The sequence below is a fragment of the Thiorhodococcus drewsii AZ1 genome, assembly GCF_000224065.1.
Lineage (GTDB): Bacteria > Pseudomonadota > Gammaproteobacteria > Chromatiales > Chromatiaceae > Imhoffiella > Imhoffiella drewsii.
Genome location: NZ_AFWT01000037.1, coordinates 21,901 through 45,219, shown reverse-complemented (window position 1 = coordinate 45,219; position 23,319 = coordinate 21,901). Strand labels below are relative to the sequence as shown.

General features: G+C 63.0%; 15 protein-coding genes, 5 tRNA genes and 1 pseudogene. 9 read left to right on the top strand and 12 right to left on the bottom strand.

The window, feature by feature from the left end:
• From THIDRDRAFT_RS24855 to THIDRDRAFT_RS18725, 7 genes and pseudogenes are all read right to left on the bottom strand, one after another.
• Nucleotides 1–86 (bottom strand): annotated as a pseudogene (locus tag THIDRDRAFT_RS24855) (IS200/IS605 family transposase); the annotation flags it as partial.
• A 109-nt stretch (nt 87–195) separates the two neighbouring features.
• Entirely contained in the window at nt 196–1,083 is an 888-nt protein-coding gene (locus THIDRDRAFT_RS18750; RefSeq protein ID WP_007042481.1) for a general secretion pathway protein GspB, read from the bottom strand.
• A complete protein-coding gene (locus THIDRDRAFT_RS18745; protein ID WP_007042480.1) occupies nt 1,080–2,882 on the bottom strand; it encodes an AAA family ATPase in 1,803 nt (600 codons plus the stop codon). The genes THIDRDRAFT_RS18750 and THIDRDRAFT_RS18745 overlap by 4 nt, the downstream gene beginning before the upstream one ends.
• Before the next feature lie 256 nt (nt 2,883–3,138).
• Nucleotides 3,139–3,214, bottom strand: a tRNA-Lys gene (locus THIDRDRAFT_RS18740).
• Between the two features lie 53 nt (nt 3,215–3,267).
• Nucleotides 3,268–3,343: transfer RNA gene (locus THIDRDRAFT_RS18735), tRNA-His, on the bottom strand.
• Nucleotides 3,344–3,488: 145 nt separating this feature from the next.
• Nucleotides 3,489–3,565, bottom strand: a tRNA-Arg gene (locus THIDRDRAFT_RS18730).
• A 58-nt stretch (nt 3,566–3,623) separates the two neighbouring features.
• Nucleotides 3,624–3,700: transfer RNA gene (locus THIDRDRAFT_RS18725), tRNA-Pro, on the bottom strand.
• Nucleotides 3,701–3,885: 185 nt separating this feature from the next.
• On the opposite strand from THIDRDRAFT_RS18725, the gene folD reads away from it, so the two are divergent.
• Both folD and THIDRDRAFT_RS18715 read left to right on the top strand, forming a co-directional pair.
• The gene (gene folD, locus THIDRDRAFT_RS18720; protein WP_007042479.1) at nt 3,886–4,746 is read left to right on the top strand and encodes a bifunctional methylenetetrahydrofolate dehydrogenase/methenyltetrahydrofolate cyclohydrolase FolD; all 861 of its coding nucleotides are present in this window, start codon (nt 3,886–3,888) and stop codon (nt 4,744–4,746) included.
• Nucleotides 4,747–4,837: 91 nt separating this feature from the next.
• Entirely contained in the window at nt 4,838–5,299 is a 462-nt protein-coding gene (locus THIDRDRAFT_RS18715; protein WP_007042478.1) for a PGPGW domain-containing protein, read from the top strand.
• A 64-nt stretch (nt 5,300–5,363) separates the two neighbouring features.
• Here THIDRDRAFT_RS18715 and THIDRDRAFT_RS18710 read toward each other — a convergent pair.
• Nucleotides 5,364–5,454, bottom strand: a tRNA-Ser gene (locus THIDRDRAFT_RS18710).
• Between the two features lie 203 nt (nt 5,455–5,657).
• Here THIDRDRAFT_RS18710 and THIDRDRAFT_RS18705 point away from each other — a divergent pair.
• Complete coding sequence (locus THIDRDRAFT_RS18705; RefSeq protein WP_007042477.1) at nt 5,658–6,467, top strand: class I SAM-dependent methyltransferase; 810 nt, start codon at nt 5,658–5,660, stop codon at nt 6,465–6,467.
• A gap of 25 nt (nt 6,468–6,492) precedes the next feature.
• Here THIDRDRAFT_RS18705 and malQ read toward each other — a convergent pair whose 3' ends face one another.
• Nucleotides 6,493–8,004: a 4-alpha-glucanotransferase gene (gene malQ / locus THIDRDRAFT_RS18700; RefSeq protein WP_007042476.1), complete on the bottom strand. Its 1,512-nt coding sequence runs from the start codon at nt 8,002–8,004 to the stop codon at nt 6,493–6,495.
• Between the two features lie 657 nt (nt 8,005–8,661).
• On the opposite strand from malQ, the gene THIDRDRAFT_RS18695 reads away from it, so the two are divergent.
• From THIDRDRAFT_RS18695 to THIDRDRAFT_RS18690, 3 genes are all read left to right on the top strand, one after another.
• Nucleotides 8,662–11,817 (top strand): bifunctional diguanylate cyclase/phosphodiesterase, encoded by a 3,156-nt coding sequence (locus THIDRDRAFT_RS18695; RefSeq protein WP_007042475.1) that lies wholly within the window; start codon nt 8,662–8,664, stop codon nt 11,815–11,817.
• Between the two features lie 64 nt (nt 11,818–11,881).
• A complete protein-coding gene (locus tag THIDRDRAFT_RS26245) occupies nt 11,882–12,058 on the top strand; it encodes a hypothetical protein (RefSeq protein WP_007042474.1) in 177 nt (58 codons plus the stop codon).
• Nucleotides 12,059–12,092: 34 nt separating this feature from the next.
• The gene (locus THIDRDRAFT_RS18690) at nt 12,093–12,641 is read left to right on the top strand and encodes a DUF1134 domain-containing protein (protein WP_007042473.1); all 549 of its coding nucleotides are present in this window, start codon (nt 12,093–12,095) and stop codon (nt 12,639–12,641) included.
• A 75-nt stretch (nt 12,642–12,716) separates the two neighbouring features.
• Here THIDRDRAFT_RS18690 and THIDRDRAFT_RS18685 read toward each other — a convergent pair whose 3' ends face one another.
• Entirely contained in the window at nt 12,717–13,106 is a 390-nt protein-coding gene (locus THIDRDRAFT_RS18685) for a hypothetical protein (protein ID WP_007042472.1), read from the bottom strand.
• Between the two features lie 170 nt (nt 13,107–13,276).
• Nucleotides 13,277–14,209 (bottom strand): ZIP family metal transporter, encoded by a 933-nt coding sequence (locus tag THIDRDRAFT_RS18680; protein WP_007042471.1) that lies wholly within the window; start codon nt 14,207–14,209, stop codon nt 13,277–13,279.
• Between the two features lie 60 nt (nt 14,210–14,269).
• Between THIDRDRAFT_RS18680 and THIDRDRAFT_RS18675 the strand changes: the two genes are divergently transcribed.
• The gene (locus THIDRDRAFT_RS18675; protein ID WP_007042470.1) at nt 14,270–19,465 is read left to right on the top strand and encodes a RecQ family ATP-dependent DNA helicase; all 5,196 of its coding nucleotides are present in this window, start codon (nt 14,270–14,272) and stop codon (nt 19,463–19,465) included.
• A gap of 84 nt (nt 19,466–19,549) precedes the next feature.
• Here the strand turns inward: THIDRDRAFT_RS18675 and THIDRDRAFT_RS18670 are convergent, their stop codons facing one another.
• Nucleotides 19,550–21,493 (bottom strand): EAL domain-containing protein, encoded by a 1,944-nt coding sequence (locus THIDRDRAFT_RS18670; protein ID WP_007042469.1) that lies wholly within the window; start codon nt 21,491–21,493, stop codon nt 19,550–19,552.
• A 21-nt stretch (nt 21,494–21,514) separates the two neighbouring features.
• On the opposite strand from THIDRDRAFT_RS18670, the gene THIDRDRAFT_RS18665 reads away from it, so the two are divergent.
• Both THIDRDRAFT_RS18665 and THIDRDRAFT_RS18660 read left to right on the top strand, forming a co-directional pair.
• Complete coding sequence (locus THIDRDRAFT_RS18665; RefSeq protein ID WP_040845422.1) at nt 21,515–22,240, top strand: hypothetical protein; 726 nt, start codon at nt 21,515–21,517, stop codon at nt 22,238–22,240.
• 145 nt (nt 22,241–22,385) lie between these two features.
• Nucleotides 22,386–23,279 (top strand): alpha/beta hydrolase, encoded by an 894-nt coding sequence (locus THIDRDRAFT_RS18660; protein ID WP_040845420.1) that lies wholly within the window; start codon nt 22,386–22,388, stop codon nt 23,277–23,279.
• Nucleotides 23,280–23,319: the final 40 nt, after the last annotated feature.

Here is a 23,319-nt window from a genome sequence, read left to right as displayed (position 1 = left end):
CTCAGCACTTTGTAGCGATACTTGGTAACCCAGACAAAGTGGTACTCAATCCGGAAAACCGTGTGGCTACCGTAGCGATAATCCATCCTCTCTCCGCTCGTTGCTCCAGGGGCCAGGATCAACCGTAGCAGCGAGAGGGCTGAAGATGAAATCTGCCCGCCTGAAAGGCGGGGGTTTGAACCCTAGATATCGAAATCAGCGGGAGACGAAGAAGGGGTTTCCCAGATAACTGAGGACCGCGCCTTCTGGAACGATGCGCTCGACCCCAAAGCCCTCCCGGGTCCGCTCGCCTTCGCGGTACCTGAGCGTATTGATCACCACGAAACGCTTGGTCGGATCCTTATCGTAGACGTGTGCGGTCATCAGATAGGCGGGGATCTGGGCCGCCTGCATGGCCGTCAGACGCAAGGTCGTCGGATCGCTCGGTATCCGAATCTTGGTACGCCCCTTGGTCGACGGAGGAGGAATCCCCTGCTCGCGACGGACCTGCTGCTTAAACGCCTCGATATCCTGGACCAGATCGGGTGGCACCTGGGAACGCGACGAACGCTCAGCCGGGATCGGTGCGGGATCGAAATCGGACTCCGCCTCCAGTTGGCGCTGCAGCTCCTCTTCGAGATCGGTTCCATAGGGATCGAACGCCTCGGAGCGCTCCCGATCGGTCGGCGCATTGGGACGGACGGGCGGACCCGAGACCATATCCGACGACTGACGTCTGGGGCCTGGCGCCTCGACCAGTGGAGCCGAAGACGACCCCATCCCTCGATCGTCCAAGCTGGCTGGAACCGTATCCTGGACACCTCCTCGGCCCAAGGCCCCCAGATCCACCGGCGCAACGTCTGGCGGTACCCCGTCGGTCACAGGCCCGCCCACACCACTTGTGGACGAAACCGGAGCTCGGAAGGCTGCGTAGAGCGCGATGACCACCGCGAGGCTAGCGAGCCCGACCGCCAACAGTCCCCAATGATTGGCCGGAGGCGACTCCTTGTCCTCGGCAAAAAGGTCGCTCGAATCCAAGGTCGGGACCTGCCCAAGCTCGCGTTCCTGCTGGGATTTCCGGAGCGCCTCTAGGATATAGCTCATGGCACCTCCACCGCGCCCGACGCGTCGATCCTATCGAGCCGAGGCACGCCGGGCATCTCGACGGCGTGATGCAGCTGGATCAGAGTTCGCGGCCCAGCCAATCCATCGGGCTGAAGCCCCTTCGACGACTGAAATGCCTTCAGCGCCGCTAACAATGAGGCATCGTAGCGGCTCGACTCGCGATCCGGCACCTCGATTCCCGGGACCTGCGCCAGAAGCTCGCGCAACCAGCGCACATCGTCCCCCGGAGATGCAGAGCTGATGACCGTGGTTCCACCCGGCGGCGTCTGCCAGAGCAGGATGTAGTCGCCGCTCCAGATGCGCTCCAACCCCTCGACGGGGATGCGCCGGGGACCGTCGGGAAGCTCGACCACCGCCTCCCGCGCACCCAGCGCGGTGAGCACGAGGAAGCGCTCGCCCGCACCGGATCCGTTGAGCCGCATCAAGGCGGGCAGATCGAAGAAACGCACGTTACTGAGCGTGCCGGTCTCGCGCTGGCAACTCAAACCGAAACGCATCGCGCGCGCGCATGGTTCCCCCGCACCCAAGTCATTGAGCTCGATCCCCCAGCGTTTCAGCAACAACAGCATGGCCCAGGATTCGCTCAGGGACAGACGATCGAGGGTCGCGTCCAATTGATCGGGCGCGAAGTCAGCTAGGGGGATCTCGGGCGGCTCCGTGGCGACTGGCGCGCCAGGCACTCCAACGTCAGCCTCGACGGCAGTCTCGGACGCGGAAGAAGATTCCGGTGCCGCAGAGTCTCCCCCCCCCGCCGCCGACGGCGTCTCGACAGCGGGGACCTCCTCGACCGCGATGGAATCCGAAGACGCGACACCAGGCCACCCGAGTTCGCGCTCGATCCAGGCGAGCGTGTGCTCGGGATCGCCATTGGTGAGATAAAAGGTTCCCAGACCGATACCCAGCGCCAGCACGAATGAGATCGAGGCCAGCATGGCGAGGCGACCGACCGAAAGGGACGGCTTAGCGTCCGATGCGCCATGCACCTCGCGCGCAGCCTTGGCTGTAATCGACGGCGTCACCTGGGAGGATCGGGTCACACAGGCGCCCAGCAGCGCACGATCGCACAGGATGTTGATGAGGCGCGGAATACCGCCGGAATGGCGGTAGATGAGACGGATGGCGCCAGCCGTGAAGAGAGGACGGTCCACGCCGCCGACCGCCACTCGGTGACGAATGTAGTCGCCGGTTTCCTTGAGGCTGAAGGGGTTCAGGTGAAACCGGGCGGTGATGCGCTGATTGAGCTGACGCAAACGGTCGCTTTCCAGCATGCGCCGCAGCTCCGGCTGACCGATCAAAAAGATCTGCAGCAGCTTCTGTTTGGTCGTTTCCAGATTGGTTAGAAGGCGGATCTGCTCCATCACCTGAGGCCGGAGGTTCTGCGCCTCGTCGATGATGAGCACCGGACGATGACCGCGACCGTGCGCCTCCAAAAGATACTGGTTCAGCCGATCGACCAGCACCTTGTTCGACAGCTGCCCCGAGGGCAGCGAAACACGAAACTCATCGCAGATGCTGCACAGCAGCTCGTTGGCGCTCTGGGCCGAGTTCAGGATCAGAGCCACATCGACGCCGTCGGGCAACTGTTCCAGAAAGGCCCGACAGACGGTCGTCTTGCCGGTCCCGACCTCACCCGTCAGCAGCACAAACCCGCCGCCCTCGCCCGCTCCGTAGAGCAGATGCGCAAGCGCCTCTCTGTGCTGCTCGCTCAGATAGAGGTATTGAGGATCGGGGGCAATGGAGAAACTGGGCTCTTTGAGCCCGAAGTATTTCGGATACACGCTGGCTACTCGGCGAAGTTCAACGACGCCATCGCCGCATCATGGATCTGCGGAACCTGTATCGGCGGCAGTCAGGATAGAGAATGCTTTCTTTAAGGAATCGCAGGATCTGCTCCGGCATCCCCGGACCAGCGGCAGATTAGCCAGGAGGAGGCCTGAGCGTCAAGAACTCCTCGCAGCGAAGAGCGCGACCTAGCGTAAACGGAGCACGCAAAACAAAAAGGGCTTAGCCTTGCAGCTAAGCCCTTTTTCAGATTGGTGGGTCGTGTAGGATTCGAACCTACGACCGATGGATTAAGAGTCCACTGCTCTACCAACTGAGCTAACGACCCAATCTTTCAATCACGCCATCCGAATACATCATCAGGACAACGCTTTCAGCACATGGGGTGGGCGATGGGGATCGAACCCACGACCACAGGAATCACAATCCTGCGCTCTACCAACTGAGCTACACCCACCATAAAACTCTTAATCTTCCCTGTACGGCACATTATACCGTAATCATTCGTTCGCCGAAACGTCTTCGTTGCATCCATCGCACGTAAGACGTGCCATCATCACGAAGCGATCCGTCTCGCCGGTCCGCTGTCGAGACGATGCCTTTGGCGCGCCCGGCAGGACTCGAACCTGCGACCCACGGCTTAGAAGGCCGTTGCTCTATCCAGCTGAGCTACGAGCGCTGAATCTGGGTTCCGCGCCAGCGTCACGCTGAAGCGCATTTCGCTCATGGTCGGCGTTTGGTCGGGGTAGAGGGATTCGAACCCCCGACATCCTGCTCCCAAAGCAGGCGCGCTACCAGACTGCGCTATACCCCGGCTTCGGACTCGGCGCGTTTCAAAGCAACCCCGAATCGAAGAGCGCGAACTATACGCAACAGGCCAACAGCCGTCAACCCACGATCGATTTTTTCTTTACGGCGCAGCATCCAGGTGTCGGCACGTTTTCATCCCACTCGGCGCCTGGCTATGATGCGCTATTCGTTCCGCAAAACAGGATCAACATGAACGCAGCCATTCTCGACGGCAAATCCATCGCCGCTGAAATCCGCCAAGACATCAAGAGCCGAGTCGACGCCCTCCTGGCCAGCGGCAAACGCTCGCCGGGGCTCGCCGTGGTCCTGGTCGGCGCCAATCCAGCCTCTCAGGTCTACGTCCGCAACAAACGCAAGGCCTGCGCCGAGGTCGGCTTCCATTCGGAGCTGCACGAACTGCCCGAGACCGTCACACAGGACGCGTTGCTCTCGCTGATCGACCAACTCAATGCGGACCCGGCGATCGACGGCATCCTCGTCCAGCTGCCACTGCCCGCACATCTGGACGAGAATGCCGTCACCGAGCGCATCTCACCGACCAAGGACGTCGATGGATTCCATCCCTATAACGTCGGTCGACTGGTGCTGCGCATGCCACTGCTGCGACCCTGCACGCCCAAGGGCGTCATGACCATGCTCGCGCGCACCGGTCGCGAGCTCGCGGGACTCGACGCGGTCGTCATCGGACAATCCAACATCGTCGGTCGCCCCATGGCGCTGGAACTCCTCGCCGCGCGCTGTACCGTCACCATCTGTCACAGCCGAACCAAGGATCTAGCCGACAAGGCACGCGCGGCGGACATTCTGGTCGCCGCCGTCGGCCGACCCGAATTCGTCCCGGGCGACTGGGTCAAGGACGGCGCCATCGTCATCGATGTCGGCATCAACCGCACGCCGGAAGGCAAGCTGATCGGAGACGTCGACTTCGCGGCCTGCGCCGAGCGCGCCTCTTGGATTACCCCGGTCCCAGGCGGCGTCGGCCCCATGACCATCGCCAGCCTGCTGGAAAACACCCTTCAGGCCGCCGAGTTGCACGCACAGGCGAACTGATCGCCCCAGAAAGACACGCAAGAGACCGGGGGACCGAGCCGCCCCCGATCTCACCGATCCTCCGGATACCGCCACACCGAAACCCTTCACCATGATCGACACCTTCACCGCCTGGGCGCTGATCCATCAAGCCAAGATCCTCTGGATGGCCGGGCTATCGGTGGTCCTCTGTCTCGCTTCACTGGCTTCCCTACCCTTTATCGTGGCGCGGATACCCGAAGACTATTTCTGCGACCGCGAGCACCGCCGGAGTCGACTCAAACGAGTCCACCCACTGATCCATTACGGAGTTCTGACGTTCAAGAATCTCCTAGGCTGGATCCTGGTTCTAGCGGGAATCGCGATGCTGGTGCTCCCTGGACAGGGTCTGCTCACGATCATCATGGGAATCATCCTGAGCGATTTTCCAGGCAAATTCGCGTTGGAGCGCAGATTGGCAAGCAACCCGCGAATCCTCGGCGGCATCAATTGGCTGCGCCGAAAAGGCGGAAGCTCACCATTGATCGCACCCGACGGCGGACTGCGGAAACCATGCGCGCGCGAAAAAACCTGACACGAATGCGTCAAGCAGATCTTTAGCAAGCAACAAAGGGGAAATACGAGGGGATGCCAATAGATGGCGGAGAGGGAGGGATTCGAACCCTCGATAGGCTATTAACCTATACACACTTTCCAGGCGTGCTCCTTAAGCCACTCGGACACCTCTCCGGGGGTGTAGTGCCATTCTCAACGCCGACGCCCGATCGAGGAGGGGGCGAAAACTAGCGATTTCAGACTTCCTGTCCGGTGAGAGCGCGCAAATATACAACATACTTCGTTCGCTGACAAACCCTCTTCTTTCGTAAGGTGGCCAACCCCTCCATAATGGCCGCCATCAATCGTCCTTTCGATCGGAGCCGTCAGCGATCGGCATGCAAAATCAAGCCTCCAACGCCGATCCACATCGGCTCTATGAACTATCGGTCCAAAACCCGCCCGCCGAGATCGATTTTATCGACAAGACATTTCGGATGCTGCGCGGACGTTCGGCCCATCTGTTGCGCGAGGATTTCTGTGGAACCGGCGCGGTGTGCCGCGAGTGGGTGCGTCGGCGCAAGACGAATCATGCCTGGGGGTTGGACCTGGACGGCGAGGTGCTCGACTGGGGACGCCGAAACAATCTCGACACGCTGGCCGAGGATCAGCGATCTCGCGCCGAACTCATCCAGACCAATGTCCTCGAACCACCCGAGCGCCGACCGGACATCGTGCTGGCGATGAATTTCAGCTATTGGCTGCTCAGCGAGCGCCCTGCCCTGTTGCGCTATTTCCGCTCGGTCAGATCGACGCTGAAAGAGGGGGGCGTTTTCTTTCTCGATGCCTACGGCGGTTACGATTCATTCCGCCGGCTCACCGAGGAGCGCCGCATCCAGGATCCGGACGGGCCCGAGTTCGACTATGTCTGGGAGCAGGCCACCTATGATCCCATCAGCGGGAGACTCGTCTGCCACATCCACTTCGGATTCGACGACGGGAGCAGACTGGATCGGGCGTTCAGCTACGACTGGCGCCTATGGACCCTCCCCGAGATCCGGGAACTTCTGAGCGAGGCCGGGTTCTCGCGGGTCCTGGTCTATTGGCAGGGTTGGGACGAAGACGGCGATCCAGACGGCCATTTCGTACCGGTGGAGTCTGGAGAACCGGATGCCGGCTGGCTCGCCTATATCACGGCGGAAAAATGACTCGACCCACGCACAAGATTGAGGCTCACTCTACGGGATAGGGCCACCGACCGTAGAGCCGACACAGCTCGCGCAGCCGGTTCGCCATCGATTCGTCGAGCATCTCCTCACGATAGCGCCAAATCCAGTTGCCTTCCTCCGTGCCCGGGCGATTCATGCAGGCCTCGGCGCCCAACCCAAGCACATCCTGCATCGGGAACAGGGCCAGATTCGCCACGGAGGACAGCGCGGAACGCATGAAGTCCCAATTGGCCTCGCGGCCATCGGCGCCGAGATAAAGCCGCGAGAAGTGCCGCGTGGTCTCGTCACGATCGGCCCACCAGCCGAGCAAGGTGTTGTTGTCATGGGTGCCGGTGTACACCGCGAGCTGACGCCGGTGGTTGTGCGGCAGGAAGGAGGAACGCCCGCAACCATCGGCGAGATCCTCGAAACCGAACTGCAGCACGGCCATGCCGGGCAGATCGAGCTGATCCCGCAACGCCTCGACGTCCTCGGTGATGATCCCAAGGTCCTCGGCAATCAACGGCAGATCCTGTCCCAAGCTCGCGCGCAGGGCATTGAAGAGATCCATTCCAGGTCCGGGCACCCAATGCCCATTGATCGCGGTCTCTTCGCTGGCAGGGATCTCCCAGTAGGCCGCAAACCCTCGGAAGTGGTCGATCCGAACCAGGTCGACCAATTCCAGCGCGCGCCGCACACGCTCGACCCAGAATCCATAATGATCGTCTGCGAGTACCGACCAACGATAGAGCGGATTTCCCCAGCGCTGCCCGGTGCTGCTGAAATAGTCGGGAGGAACCCCGGCGATCACCGTGGGCTGACCCTCGGCGTCCAATTCGAACCATTCGGGATGGGTCCACACCTCGCTCGAATCGTGCGCCACAAAGATCGGCATATCGCCGATCAGGTGAACACCGCGCGTTCTGGCATAGGCGCGTAGCTCCGCCCACTGACGGTAGAACACGAACTGGACGAAACGCTGGAAGTCAAGCTCCGCACCGTGATCGCCCGACCACTTGGAGAGAACCTCCGGATCACGCAGACTGAATCCCACCGCCCACTCGGTCCAGGGACGCTGTTCATTGTGCGTCTTGAGCGCCTGGTAGAGCGCATAGTCATCGAGCCAGGAACGATGCTCATCGCAAAAACGGCGATACTGCTCGCGATCGAACTCGGAGGCATGGGCATTGAAGCCGTCCATCGCCCGTTCCAGAAGCCTCCATTTCCACGCCCCGACACCGCCAAAATCCACCTGGTCGACCGAGAACTCGGGCACCTCCAACTCAGCGTCGTTCAGCCAACCTGCCCGCACCAACAGATCCGGACTGATAAGAAGCGGATTGCCCGCAAAGGCCGAAGTGCACTGATAGGGCGAATCCCGATAACCGGTCGGACCGAGCGGTAGCATTTGCCACAGCCCCTGTCCTGCCCGAACCAGGAAATCGATGAAGCCGTAGGCCGAAGGACCCAGGTCGCCGATTCCGTAGGGGCCGGGAAGCGATGTCGGATGGAGCAAGATGCCGCTGGTGCGGTGCATAAAATAGGGCCTCCAACATGGGCTCGGATGCAAACTTAGGCAGTCTAAACCAAAGCGCCGCCAAAAGACCTTGGCGATTGCAGAATCGTCGCCCGAGGCGACCATACCAGGGCAATCGAGCCGAGCGAAAGGTCCTGGAACAGGGCCGCGCCGATCAGAGACGGATAGCGGTCAAGCGCACCGGACATCCGAAGGGCAGCGGCGATGCCCGTGCGCCATTATCGAGAGGGATCGTGACGAAACGCGCGTGAAGCCGACGCTTCTCTCCGACCCGATCATCCGGTAGCATCCGGCTCGGCGCGAGGGAGCACCAAGCCGCATCACCACGGCAACGGATTCAGGTTGAGCCGGCCTCACGCGACCGTTCAGGGTCCCTTCCCTCGCGATGCCCACCGACTCGCGCCCGCGCACCGCCATCCCAACCGGACGCCCCCTCCCGCCCGAGCGCAAGCTTGCCGATGTCGCGCCCATGTCGCAATCATGCCCGATTCCCGCGCAATGAAGGCGACAGACCCGAAACCAGCAACCATGAGGAGTACCGAAGAGACCCGCGCGAGGGGACAGACAAACCTCGGATGACCCGAGGATCCAGGTCGGCGAGAATCGGACCCTGAGTCAGGCACCCTTAGGATTGCAGTAGCAGATTGGCATGTTGATATGAACAAGAAAGACAGGGTGGAATTGAGCAGCCTGCGCGAGCAGGCACGGCAGATTCTGCGCGACCACCGGTTTGACGATACCATCGCCGACTACGACCGGGGCGACCTCAGTCTGCAAACGCTGCTGGAAGAGCTTCATGTCTATCACGCCGAACTCCTAGTCCAACAGGACGCGCTACGCGAAAGCCATGAGATGAACGAATTGGCGCTAGCCCGCTTCGTCCGTCTCTACTATGAGCTACCGCTTCCGGCACTGCTCGTCTCCTGGTGCGGACACATCACGGACGCCAACGCGGCCGCGAACGCTCTTCTGGCCATGAACCGGCAACTCTTCAGCCATCTCGCCACCGACCACCATGTCCCGGTTTTGGAGAGAGCCCTGCTCAAGGCCCAGGCCAATGGCAAGGCGATCTGCCCCGAGGTCTCGCTACGCGGCGCGGACCGGGGCACGCTGATCGCCGACCTGATGCTGATCCATCTTCCGGGATCGGAATCGAAAGAGTCTGAATTCGTCTGCACCATCGTCGATCAGACCGAGCGCATCGCCCAACTCGACACACAGCGCCTGTTGGCGGACATCTCGTCGCTCTTCGTCAACAGCCGCCAGACGGAGCTCGATGAGGTCATCGTCCAAGCACTCAAACGGGTTGGACGCTTCTTCAAGACCGACTGCTGCAATCTCTACAGACTCCAGGCGCAAGGCTCCGTCTTCGAACCGACCCATTCCTGGATTGAAGACGACACGCCATGCAGCCATGGCCAGGCATGCATCCCCGCCACCGAATTCCCCTGGTGGTCGGCGCGCATCGATCGCACAGACCATGTACATATCCCAGACAGCGCGCTGCTCCCACCCGAAACCGAGGGCCACTCGCGACACCAGCGCGTTCAAACGCGTCTCTCCCTCCCTCTGATCGGCGACGGCCAGGTCATGGGGGCGCTTGTGCTGAACGCCGCCACCTCACCCCGTGCCTGGAACGCGCACGAGATCCGAACGCTACGCCTGATCGGCGAGAACATCGCCAACCTGCTGGTACGCCAACGGACCGGACAGGAACTGCGCGCTAGCGAGGCCCGCTACCGCCAGGTGACCTCGATCATGAGCAATGTCGCCTACTCCTGTCTGGATAGGGAGGGGCAAGGCCATCGGATCGAATGGATCACCGACTCCATCCTGAGCCTCACCGGACACGACGCCAACGAGGTGCTGTCTCGGGGCAGCTGGCGCTTCCTGGTCCTTGCCGAGGATCAGGGCCGATTCGACGCGCACATCACCACGCTCCCGCCCGGAGAGACATCGAGCTGCGAGCTACGCCTTCGCCACAAGGACGGATCGCTGCTCTGGGTCCGCTGCACCACCGAGTGCATTCAAGAATCCATCGCTCCCCGAGTCGCCCGACTCTACGGCGGGCTGATCGACATCACCGAGCAGAAGGCACGTGCGTGCGAACTCGAGCGCCTGGAGCTGGTCGTCAAGCAGAGTCCCAGCATCGTTCTCATCACCGACCCACACGGAGACATCGAGTACGTCAATCAGCGGTTCTGCGACGTCACCGGCTACAGCCATCAGGAGATCTGCGGACAGCACCTGAATGTACTCAAGAGCGATACGACACCGTCTCAGTACATCCGCAAGATCTGGCTCCGGCTGATGCGAGGCAATAGCTGGCAGGGCGAACTCCAGCACCGCAAAAAATCGGGCGAACTCTATTGGGAGCAGGCCCTCATCACCCCGCTGCGCAACGACAACGGGATCATCTCGCATTTCGTCAAGCTGGCCGAGGACATCAGCGACAAGAAAACGCTTACGGAACAGCTCGCCTATCTCATCCATTACGACCCGCTGACCGGTCTGCCCAACCGCACCCTGATGCGCGAGCGGATCGACCGCGCCCTGGCCGCCGGACGACGCAACGGTCACGGGCTCGCCCTGCTCTCGATCGACCTCGACAAACTCAAGTTCATCAACGACACGCTCGGCCACGCCTCGGGCGACGGTCTGCTGCGCGAGGTGGCCCGACGCCTCCAGACACTGCTCGGCGAGGACGACACGCTGGCCCGCTTCGGGGGTGACAACTTCTTCCTGCTGGCGGGGCATCTAGGCCAGGTTCAGGATTCGGTCAGACTGGCCGAACAGGTCAACGCCCTCCTCGACGAGCCGATCAAACTGGGCGCCAACACCGTGCGCATCACGGCATGCACCGGGATCTCGCTCTATCCCGAGGACGCCCAAACCACGGACGCGCTCATCGGTCACGCAGATGCCGCGCTGCACATCGCCAAGGGCGAGGGACGCAGACTCTACCGCTTCTTCACCCCAGTGCTGAACCGGCGCCTCCTGGAGCAGTTCCATTTGGAACAGGCCCTACGGATCGGACTCGAACGCGGCGAATTGGTGCTCCAGTACCAACCCAGAGTCGACATCACCACCGGCAAGATCCTCAGCATGGAAGCGCTAGCGCGCTGGCGCCATCCCGAGCGCGGATTGGTCTCACCCTCACAGTTCATTCCGATCGCCGAGTCGACCGGACTCATCCTCGATCTCGGCCCACTCGTTCTGCGCGAGGCCTGCCAGCAAATTCAGCGCTGGAAAGCCGAGGGCGTCCCCATCGTACCCATCGCAGTCAACCTGTCGGCGAACGAGCTCTACCAGGAAGATCTGACCCACCGTATCCAAGACATTATGGCCGCCAGCCAGGTCGACCCGGCACAACTGGAATTCGAGATCACCGAGAGTGCCGCCATGCGCTCGATCGACCAGGCCGTCACCATACTGTCCCAGCTGCGGTCCTGCGGTTTCACGCTCTCGATCGACGATTTCGGGACCGGCTACGCCTCGCTGAACTATCTGAACCGACTGCCGATGCAGGCGATCAAGATCGACCGCTCCTTCCTCACCGAAATCGATGGCAAACTCAACGGGCATAGTCAGGGTGCCGCCATCGTCAAGGCGATCATCGGGTTGGGATCGAATCTCGGCATCCACATCATCGCCGAGGGTGTTGAAACGCAAGCCCAACGTCGTTTTCTCATCGATCACGGCTGCAATGTCGCCCAGGGCTATCTCTTCGCCTGGCCGCTGACCCCCGAAGAGATCGAGCCGCTGCTGCGAGCCGGGCGGATACGGATCGACGAGACCGAGGCGCTCGTCTAAACCTGGAAGCCCTTGGGAGCCGCATTCCGGACTCACCCCATCACCCGCTCACCGGAGAAACGACATGGATACCGGAACTGGAAAGGCGATTGAGCTCATCCTGATCGTCGCCGTGGTGCTTGGCTTCTATCTACAGCAACGTAAGGCGCTCGACCGGGCGCGCAACCGCGAGAGGACGGTGGAACAGGAACGAACGCGCACACCAGAAGACAAAGAGCACGAAGACACGAAAACCACATGATTTCCTGGACCGTACAGACAGCGGAGAGCCGCGCATGACCAGATATCTCGCCGTCCTATTGACGCTCCTGTTCTGGGCCGTCCAGCCGTGCAGTGCAGAGGATACCTATAAGCGCGATGAGATCCTCGCCCAACTGGAAGTCTTCTTCGGCCAGGGCGCGGAGAATCTCGGCAAGGTCGTCCAGAAGGTCTTCGAGGAGCAGGGCGAACCCAACGCCTTCATCGCCGGAGACGAGATCGGAGCAGCGCTCGCCGTCGGCGTCCGCTATGGCAAGGGCGTCCTCAACATGAAGAATGGCGGCCAGCGCCAGGTGTTCTGGCAGGGACCCTCGATCGGGCTGGACCTGGGATTGAACGTCTCCAAGGTCTTTGTGCTCATCTATCACCTACCCAGCGAGCAACAGCTGTTCCAACGCTTTCCCGGCGTCGAGGGCAGTCTCTACCTGATCGGCGGGGTCGGGGTGAACTATCTGCAATCGGGCGACATCGTCATCGCCCCCATTCGTTTCGGTGCCGGTTGGCGTCAAGGCGTGAGCGCCGGCTACATGGACTTCACCGAACACGCCCATTACAACCCATTCTGACCCCTCCGCTCTCTCGATGGATCCGTCCATCCCCGAGCCGGACCGAACTCTCGCGGTCCGGCCGGCGATCCGAGATCACCAGTAACGGTGCCCATCATTGTCCCGTTGGCGCGACGACGGGCCATGACGCCGATCCTGGCGGTAACGGCGCGCGTCGTTGTGCATGAAAGCGCGGATATGATCCTCGGCCCGGTCCAGACGCCGATCCAAAATGCGTCGACGTTTGTGCGAAGAATAGCCCTCGGCCCGCAGATCCTTGGCCAAGTCGCGAATCTTGTATTGCTCCCGACGCAGGATTTTCACCTCCCGCTTGGTCAAGGCGCCCGATTCGATACCGCGCTCCATGATACGCACCTGATGATCCATGCGATCGTAAACGCCCCCTCTGTGCGGACGCGCCTGCGCCGGGGCGGCAATGGCCGCGCCAAGGGTCACGATCAAGAGACTTCTGGTCAAAATATGCATGTCGGCAACTCCCGATGGGGTTCATCTTCGTAGTGGCGTCAAGGATAGGCGTTCAACGCTGAACGAAAGATGAACCCCGCATTCGCCGTCATCCAGGCATGGTCCCGACCAGCAATACTGCAGGGCGACGAGTGCCTGCACGACCGGACCCGACACCATCGGTTGACGACTCACCCCAGGGCCGTATCCAGCACCATCATCAAGGCAAACCCGACCATAAGCCCGAGCGTGGCCGGGGTCTGGTGGCCATTGCGATGGGTCTCAGGGATCACCTCATGCGAGACGACGAAGATCATGGCTCCGGCGGCAAGTCCCAATCCGACAGGGTAGGCCAGCGCCAACCCGCTGGTCAGCCCCACACCAAGCAACGCACCGAGCGGCTCCATCAGACCGGTCGCGGCGGCGAGCAGCACCGCGCGCCAGGGCGACAGACCGATGGCGCGCAACGCCATGGCGACGGCCAGCCCCTCGGGCATGTCCTGCAGGGCGATCGCGGTGGTGAGCGGTAGCCCCACGGCCATGTCGCCCTGCGAGAAGGACACACCGATGGCCATACCCTCGGGCAGGTTGTGAAGCGCGATGGCGAAGACGAACAGCCACAGCCGCCCCACCCGATCGCTGGCCGGACCGCAGGGGCCGGTCTGGACATGCGCGTGCGGGGTGAATCGATCCAGCCCGAGCATCAGCAGCACACCAAGCGTCATGCCAAGCACCACGGTCGCGGCCCCCAGTGCATCGCTGCCGGTCAGCGTCGTCCCCGATTCGAGGCCGGGCAAGATGAGCGAGAAGGAACTGGCGGCCAGCATCATGCCGGCGGCCATGCCGAGCATGCTGTCCTCCAGACGCTGGTTCAGTCCGTGCAGACCGACGGCGGGTACAGCCCCCAGCGCCGTCGTCGCGAACGCCGCGAAACCGCCAAACATGGCCAGACGCAACGCGACATCCGCCTGGCCCATGAGAACCTGCCAGACACTCAAGAGCAGCATCGCCACGACGACCAGCACGGCGACGCCCAAGCCGATGCTGGTCAGGGGATGCATGCGCGCCTGGGCCGCCCAGGCGGTACGCAATGTCGATGTCGTGAACTGCTGCACGTTTTCCATGACTCAATGACCTGATTCGCGTAATGACCCAGCGGCCAAATGCGATGGATAATCACTGGAATGGATGCGCGTTTCAAGGATCTGCTCAATCGCTGTCTGCTGCTCGACCTGGAAACGGGACCGAACGGCGAGATTCACAAGATCGGGGCCGTCCAGGCTGATCGCACCTTCTACCGCCAGGTCGGAACGGATCCGCATCGCGCCCTGCAGGAACTGGACGCCTTTGCCGCCGATGCCGAGCTGGCGCTCGGCCACAACCTGCTTGGACACGATCTCCACCGACTGCGCGCGCTCGCGCCCGCACTCAAGCTGCTCGACCGCCCGGTCGTCGACACGCTCTTTCTGTCACCTCTGGTCTTTCCCGAGAACCCCTATCACCGTCTGGTGAAAGACTACAAGCTGGTGCGAGCAACGGTGTCAGACCCGCTGGCCGACTGCCACCTCGCGGCCCAGATCTTCGCCGAACAATGGGAGGAGCTGGCCCGACGCTCGGCGGCCGACGCCGATCTGCTCGGACTCTATCGATTCTGTTTTCGCGGCGCGCTCGACCTGGAATCGGCACCGCGCGGCGGCAGCGGCATCTCGATCATCCTGGGCGCGCTCGGCGCCGAATTGCCCGACGTCCCCAAGGCGCTCGATCGGGTGCAAGAACGCTGGGCGAATCGGACCTGCAGCAGCGTCGCCCGTTCCTTGGCCCTGAGATATTTCACCGATCCACAACTGCGACCGGTGGTCGCCTACGCCACCGCCTGGCTTCAGGTCGCGAGCGCCCGCTCGGTCCTGCCGCCCTGGGTCCGCCATCGCTTCCCCGCGACGGTCGAGCTGCTGCATGCACTACGCGACGTCCCCTGCGCCTCGCCCGACTGTGCCTGGTGCCGCGAGATCCACGACCCGCGCACCCAGCTCCGTCGCTTCTTCGGCTTCGAGCACTTCAGAGAGCAGCCCGCGACCGAGGACGGCAACTCGCTCCAGGAGGCCATCGTCGCCCACGGCATGGGCGATGGCTCGCAGCTCGCCATCCTGCCGACCGGGGGCGGAAAATCACTCTGTTTCCAGGTGCCGGCCTTGGTGCGCCATCAGCGACGCGGGGTCCTGACCCTGGTGATTTCGCCGCTCCAGGCGCTCATGAAGGACCAGGTCGACAATCTCGCCGCCAAGACCGGCACCACGGGCGCAGCGGCCATCTACGGCATGCTGACCCCGCCCGAGCGTGGCGACGTGCTGGAGCGGGTGCGTCTCGGCGACATCGCCATCCTCTATGTCTCACCCGAGCAACTGCGCAACGCCTCATTCCGTCAGGTGCTGGAGAGCCGCGAGATCGGTGCCTGGGTGTTCGACGAGGCGCATTGTTTCTCAAAATGGGGCCACGACTTCCGTCCCGACTATCTCTATGCCGCCCGTTTCATCCGCGAGCTGGCCAAGCGCCAGGGCGTACCCGTGCCACCGATCGCCTGCTTCACCGCCACCGCCAAGACCGAAGTGATCCAGGAGATACGTGAACACTTTCACAAGGAGCTCGGGGTCGAGCTGCACCTCTTCCAGGGCTGGGAGGAACGCCCCAACCTCGACTTCGAGGTGTTGCTGACCCGTCGTCAGGAGAAGGAGGCACGGCTTCAATCCGTGCTGGAAGCGCATCTCGACGCGGACGGCGCAGCCGTGGTCTATGCGGCGCGCCGACGCCGGGTCGAGGATCTGGCCACCTACCTCAAGGCCCAGGGCTGGCGCGCCGAGGGCTTCCATGCCGGGCTACAGGCACCCGAGAAGCGCCGCATTCAAGACGCCTTCGTCGCCGGCGAGCTACAGGTGATCTGCGCCACCAACGCCTTCGGCATGGGGGTCGATAAGGACAACGTCCGCCTGGTGGTGCATGTCGACATACCGGGCTCGCTGGAGAACTATGTCCAGGAGGCCGGACGCGCAGGCCGCGACCGCCAGCCCGCGCGCTGCATCCTGCTCTACGACGAGCAGGACATCGAGGAACAGTTCGGTATGGAATCGCGCTCCGAGCTGACCCGTGCCGACATCGCCGAGATTCTGCGCGGGCTGCGCCGCGCACGACGCGACAAGGACGACCAGATCGTGGTCACCAGCGGCGAACTCTTGCGCGACGGTGAGCTTCGGGTCGGGTTCGAGGCCGACGACACCAACGCCGACACCCGCGTCAAAATCGCGGTCGCCTGGCTGGAGCGCGCCGGATTCGTCGAGCGCAACGAGAACCGCACCCGCATCTTCCAGGGCCGACCCGCCGTCAAGGACCTTGACGAGGCACGCAAGCGCATCGCCCCACTCGGGCTCTCGGCCGAACAGCAACGACGCTGGCTCGCCGTGCTCGAAGCACTGATGAACTGCGACCCGGACGAGGGACTGACCGCCGACGAGCTGGCGCTGCTCGCCGTCTTCCGCCCACCGACGGGCGATCCGCCACCGTGGGACAAGGGCGAGACCGCCGGTCAGCGCGTGATGCGTACCCTGCACGACATGGCCAGCGCCGGACTGCTGCACCAGGGTCCGCAGCTCAGCGCCTTCCTGCGCTACAAGGTCGCCCAGGCGTCCATGCCGACCCTGGAGCGGGTCTGCGCGATCGAGCACGCCATGCTGGCCGCGCTGCGCGAGGAGGCACCGGACGCCGACGACCGCAATTGGTATCCGCTCTCGCTGCGCCAGCTCAACCAGCGCCTGCGCGATCAGGGGGTCGAGAGCAACCCCGAAACGCTACGCAACCTGCTCGCCGGACTCGCCCGCGACGGACGGGGTCTGGCCGGCAGCCACTCCAGCCTGGAGTTTCGCCAGCAGGACCGCGACCACTATCGGGCGCGGCTGCATCGCTCCTGGGCCAAGCTGGACGAAACGGCACAACGGCGCCAGGCGGTGGCGACGGTCGTCCTCCAAACCCTGCTGGACAAGGTGCCCACCGATGCCTCGCCCAGCGCCGAGCTGCTGGTCAGTTTCGGCACGGACGAGCTGACCGATGCGCTCAAGCGAGACCTGAGCATGACCGGTGCCGTGAATGATCCGCTCGCCGCCATCGAGCGCGGACTGCTGTTTCTGCACGAGCACCGCGCCATCGTGCTGCAACAGGGCATTGCGGTCTTCCGCCAGGCCATGAGCATCCGCATCCTGCCGGAGTCGAAGGGGCGACCCTATTCCAAGGGGAACTATGCACCGCTCGCGACCCATTACAGCGAACGGGTGTTCCAGATCCACGTCATGGACCGCTATGCCCGGCTCGGGCTGAAGAAAATCCACCAGGCCATCGCCTTCGTCAGCGCCTATTTCACCCTGGACAAGGAGACCTTCGTCCAGCGCTACTTCCCCGACCAGCGCGAGGTGCTGGAGCGCGCGACCACGGCCGAGTCGTTCCGGCGCATCGTCGACAGCTTGGACAACCCGAACCAGATCGAGATCGTCGCCGCGCCGGACGAAGGCAACCGGCTGGTGCTGGCCGGCCCCGGATCGGGCAAGACCCGTGTCATCGTTCACCGCTGCGCCTATCTGCTGCGGGTCAGACGGGTCGACCCGCGCGCCATCCTCATCCTCTGCTACAACCGCAGTGCCGCGCTGGAGCTCAGGCGCCGGCTCGCCGCACTCGCCGGCGAGGACGCGCGCGGCGTCACCATCCAGACCTATCACGGCTTCGCCATGCGTCTCACCGGCGCCTCTTTCGCAACGCGCGAACAGGGCAACGGCCAACAGATGGACTTCGGCCAGGTGATCGACGAGGCGATCGCCCTGCTCGAAGGGCATGCCGATCTGCCCGGAATCGAGCCCGACGGACTGCGCGAACGCCTGCTTGCCGGTTATCGCCACATCCTGGTCGACGAGTACCAGGACATCGACGCCGCCCAATACCGCATGGTCGCGGCCATCGCCGGACGGTCTCAGGACACCCGAACCGATTCGGCGCGGCGATCGGACCCGGAACACGCACGACTGACCCTGCTCGCGGTCGGCGACGACGACCAGAACATTTATGCCTTCCGTGGCACCGATGTCGCCTTCATCCGTCGCTTCCAGGAGGACTACGACGCCCAGATCCACCATCTGGTCGAGAATTACCGCTCGACCCATCACATCGTCGCCGCCGCCAACGCGCTGATCGCACACAACCGCGACCGCATGAAGACCGACCAGGCGATCCGCATCGACCGCCAGCGCACGCATGATCCGGCCGGCGGACGCTGGGAGACGCTCGACCCGCACGGACGCGGTCGGGTCGAGGTGCTGGAACTGGAGGACGCCGCAAGCCAGGCCGGCGCGCTGGTCGAGCGCATCCAGCATCTGCGCGCGCTCGACGATGCCGACTGGTCGGACTTCGCGGTCCTGGCCTTCCGCCACGAAACGCTGCACCCCGTCCGCGCGCTCTGCGAGGAGGCCGGCATCCCCATCGCGTGGCGCCAGGAGCTGCCGCCCCTACACCGGATCCGCGAGATCGCCGCGTTCCTGGATCGGCTCAAGAAACAGGCACGCGCACGACTGACGATCGATACGCTCGAGGACTGGCTGCGGGATGGCGCAACGCCCTGGCACGGTCTTCTGCGCGGGCTGATTGCGGACTGGCGACTGGAGTCTGGCGGGATCCCCATGCCGGGCGCCCAGATCGCCGAATTCATCTACGAAACACTCGCCGAGCAGCGGCGCGAGCGCTCACTCGGCAGTGGCGTGATGCTCTCGACCCTGCACGCGGCCAAAGGGCTCGAATTCCCTCATGTGCTGATCGCCGACGGCAACTGGTCCGGCCATGCCATCGGCGAAGCGGAGCGGCGGCTTTTCTATGTCGGCATGACGCGGGCGGGCGCGACTCTAACGCTGGGACGCATTCCAAGCGGAGACAATCCGGATCCGAGCCTGTTCGCCGGGGACTGGCTCATCAGGACCCAGGTCGCGATCGAGCGGCCCCTCGAGTCGACGATCCGACGGCGCTATCGACTGCTATCCCCGGCAGACATCGACATCGGCTATGCCGGACGCCATCCAGAGAACGCCCCCGTCCATGCCCAACTGACCGCACTCGCGAGTGGCGACTGGCTTCAACCGTATGCCGAGCATCCCTACATGATGCTGCACGACCGCCACGGCAAACCTGTGGCCCGCCTGTCGAAACAGGCATCGGCCGAATGGCTGCCTCGCACGGAAGAGATCAAAGAGGTTCGGGTTCTCGCGCTATTGCAACGCCGAACCGACGACGGCAAACGCGAGTACCGCGACGCCTGTCGTTGCCAGTCCTGGGAATACCCGCTGATCGAATTGGTCTGGTAAACGCCGACGTGACCTATGCACGCATGCATCGCACCCAAGGTGCTGTCAGGCCAGCGTCAGGACAGGCCGATGGAGCCCTTCGGGTCACCCTTGCAGATAGCTCCCCAAATCGGTCGCACCGATCGGTCGGCTCTTCCAATAGCCCTGAAGGCACTCGCAGCCGCAGGATTCGACACAGTCCGCCTGAGCCTGGGTTTCGACACACTGACCCACGACCTGGATCCCGAGATTGCGTCCCATGGTCGCAATCGCGCTCACCAGTTGCTGATCGACGGGACTCTCGGGCAGGTCGCGAATGAAAACCGAATCGACCTTCAGGAGGTTGATCGGCAAATGTCTGAGCTGACTCAAGGCAGCGCTGCCGGCGCCGAAATGATCGATGGCGATCGAAACGCCCATCGCGCGCAAACGCTCGATCGAATCGACACCACCGTGCTTGGATCCGGTCATGATGTCCTCGGTGAATTCGAGACAGAGCCGCTCGGGCGGCAGCTGGGTTCGATCCAGGATACCCTCGAGCGCGTCGAAAAAACCCGAGTCGTTCAGATGGATGACCGAGAGATTGACGGAGACGAACGGCGCGTCCGCCAAACTCGGCCAAGCCATCGCCTCCAGACAGGCCTGTTCCAGAACCCAATTCCCGATGGCCACGATGGCCCCCGTCTCTTCCGCAAGCGGAATAAACTCGCCCGGCAGACAGATCCCAAGCGTCGGATGTTTCCAGCGCGGCAATGCCTCGATCCCAACAGGAGCCCGCGCACCAAAACGATGAATGGGCTGGTATTCCAGGATGAGTTCGCACCGCTCCAAGGCCAGGCCCAAACCATCCTCCAGACTGGCGTGTCTCAAGGCCCTGGAGTTCATGTCCGGACTGAAACGCAAAAACCCGTTGCGACCTTCGGCCTTGACTCGGTACATGGCGACATCGGCGCAGGACAGCAAACGCTCACCGCTGAGCCCATCGTCCGGATAGAGGGCGATACCGACACTGGCCGTGACATGATGAAGATGGCCATCCACGCTGAATGGCGCGGATAGACGCTCGACGACCTTGCGCGCGATGCACTCCGAAGTCTCGGGAGACGATTGCATCGGCAGCAGGATCATGAACTCGTCGCCGCCCAAACGAGCCACCGTATCCCCGGCGCGGCAGCAGGCGCGCAGTCGCTCGGCCGCCTCGCACAGCAGCGCATCGCCGGCCGAATGGCCTCGCGTGTCATTGACCTGCTTGAACTGATCCAGGTCCACGAACAGCAATGCGGCCCTGGCATTGGCTCGCCGTGCCTGGGCGATCGCCTGACTGAGTCGGTCGTTGGCCAACGCTCGATTCGGCAGACCAGTGAGCGGATCGTTGAGGGCCAACTGATGCAGCCGCTGTTCGGCGATACTCAGCTGATCCACCTGACGCGCCAGGATCAGGTTCTTGAGCGCGGCATTCGAAAGCCGCCCAGCAATCAGCGTGAGTGCCCTGACAATGCGCTCGAACCGATCGGGCGACATCCGAGTCACCTGGTCGAGCGCGGCCTTGTATTCGGTCACATCCACTCCGATCGTCTCGGCATAACGCATCGCCTCGTCCTCGTCGACGGGCCCACAGATCACCTGCCCGATCAACCAGGTTCCGACATGCCTCTGCCCCAGCATGATGCGACATCCTGCATCCGTCAGCCCACCGCTCAGACACTGCCAAATGATCGGCTCCTCGCCATTGGCAGAACCAAACAGCGCATCCGAGCGCATGCAGTTGGCGAAACCGATATCGGACTTACGAATGAGCTCAGCGCATAACCGACAGAAATTGCTCGGCCGCGTAAAGGGCCGACCATCGGGGTAGGTGATGATCGAAGCGACGTCGGTCGCCGCCGCGAAGGCGTCCTGAAATTGCTGCGCCTCTTCCCGATCCAAGATGTCATCAAGGCGAAGGTCATCGGGAAGCAATTCCAGCGAAGACTCGGCAATCGCCCGCAGATCGACGGACCAACCCTGTAAGGTCTGCGCTTCCCCGATTATCGAGGTCTTATCATCCATACCGAGACACCCTCCCTTGTCATGATGTCCAACAACAGCGAATCGCGGCCCTCATCCCTAAAGACGAACCGCTGTGCAAATCATTCTGAGATCGATCAAATCGAAGCCTGCGCCTTTGCCGTCACGGCAGACTGGGCGCATGATACTTCGGAGCAAAAAGCGCGATGCGACACGCCGACCGACGGCTGCACCTTGTGTCGCCTCTCCTCACCCGTCGCCAACCAACCGCACGGAGTCTCAGCCGCGATGAGCCGATCCCTCTCTCAGCGCATCCTGATCCTGACGCCGCTCGCAGCAATGACCTTGGCCAGCGTAGCCGGTTGCTCCAGCTTGCAACCGCCCCCTATGATGCCAAGCTATCCGGCCCCGGTCGGTGGTTCCGACGGGGTATCCTGGGAACTGGATAGCAAGTGCCGAGGCCAGGCCTATCGCCTGGCCGAACAAGCCAGACGCTCGAACATCAACCGCGAGGTGGGATATACGCTGATCGGCATTGCGGCCGGGGTCGCCATCGGCAGCGCGCTGTCCTACGACGTGGAGCCGCGCTACCCGCCGGGTCGCCGCTATCACTGGCATCATGGCGGCTATCCCTATACCGGTTACCGCCGCGATTACCGGGGAGCGGGTGGCGTCGCGGGGGCGGCAACCGGCGCCGTGCTGAGCCAGAGCGCCATGCGAGATCCACAACGAGTTTACGACGTCGTCTACGAGAATTGCATCCGTAATAACTGGGGGTATGGTCAATAACACAACCGGGATACAGTGAGATCTCCTGAGCGACTTCCCGGGTGGCAGCGCACCGTTGCACGCCGAACGCTCGGTCCAAACCTGTAAACTGTCCGCCCCTCGCACTCTCGACGCCCGTGACGCCATGACAGACACCCCGAATCCAATGCACAAAACCCCAATAGCGAACGACCCATTCGCCAACGCAGAAAGCCACTTCGTCGAAGTTGGCGACTTCCAGCTCCATTACAAGCGGCTCGGATCCGGCCCACGGCTTATCCTGCTGCTGCACGGCAGCTTTCTCAGTCTCAGATCCTGGAGGCACATCATCGCCCCCTTGGCCGAGACGGCGACCCTGGTCGCCTTCGACCGCCCAGTCTGCGGCCGCACCTCACGCCCGCTTCCGCGCGGCAAGGGCCCCTCGCCCTACGCCGCCGAATCACAGGCCGATCTGGTCGCGGATCTAATCACCGCGCTCGGTTTCGAGAAGGCCATCCTGATCGGTCACTCGACCGGAGGAACGGTGTCGGTCCTCACCGCGCTGCGCCACCCGGAGCGGGTCGAGGGACTGGTGCTGGTCGGCGCCATGATCTTCAGCGGCTATGCGACGAGCGAGGTTCCCAAACCGGTACTCGTGGGCATGCGCGCACTTAAGCCGCTGTTCTGGCGCTTCATGCGCTTTCTCATCGGCCGACTCTACGATCCAGCCCTGAAAAAGTTCTGGCACGGGCCCGAAGGCTTCCCCGAGGCGGATCTCGCCGCCTACCGGGCCGACTTCATGCAAGGCCCCTGGGGCCAAGCGTTCTTCGAGCTCTTCCTCGCCAGCCACAAGCTCGACCTCGACCCGCGACTGCCGGAAATCGCAATCCCGACACTGGTCGTCACCGGAGATCACGACCGGGCCGTCCCAGCGGAAGAGAGCCGTCGGCTCGCGGCCCGACTGCCCCAGGCGGAGCTGGCCGTCATCCCGGAATGCGGTCATATGCCTCACGAGGAGACCCCCGAGGCGTTCTTGGAGGCACTGAATCCCTATCTGCGACGCCTTGGCCTCATGGGCTGAGCCCAGCCCGTCTCGCGCCCCCTGTTCGTACGCCGGAACC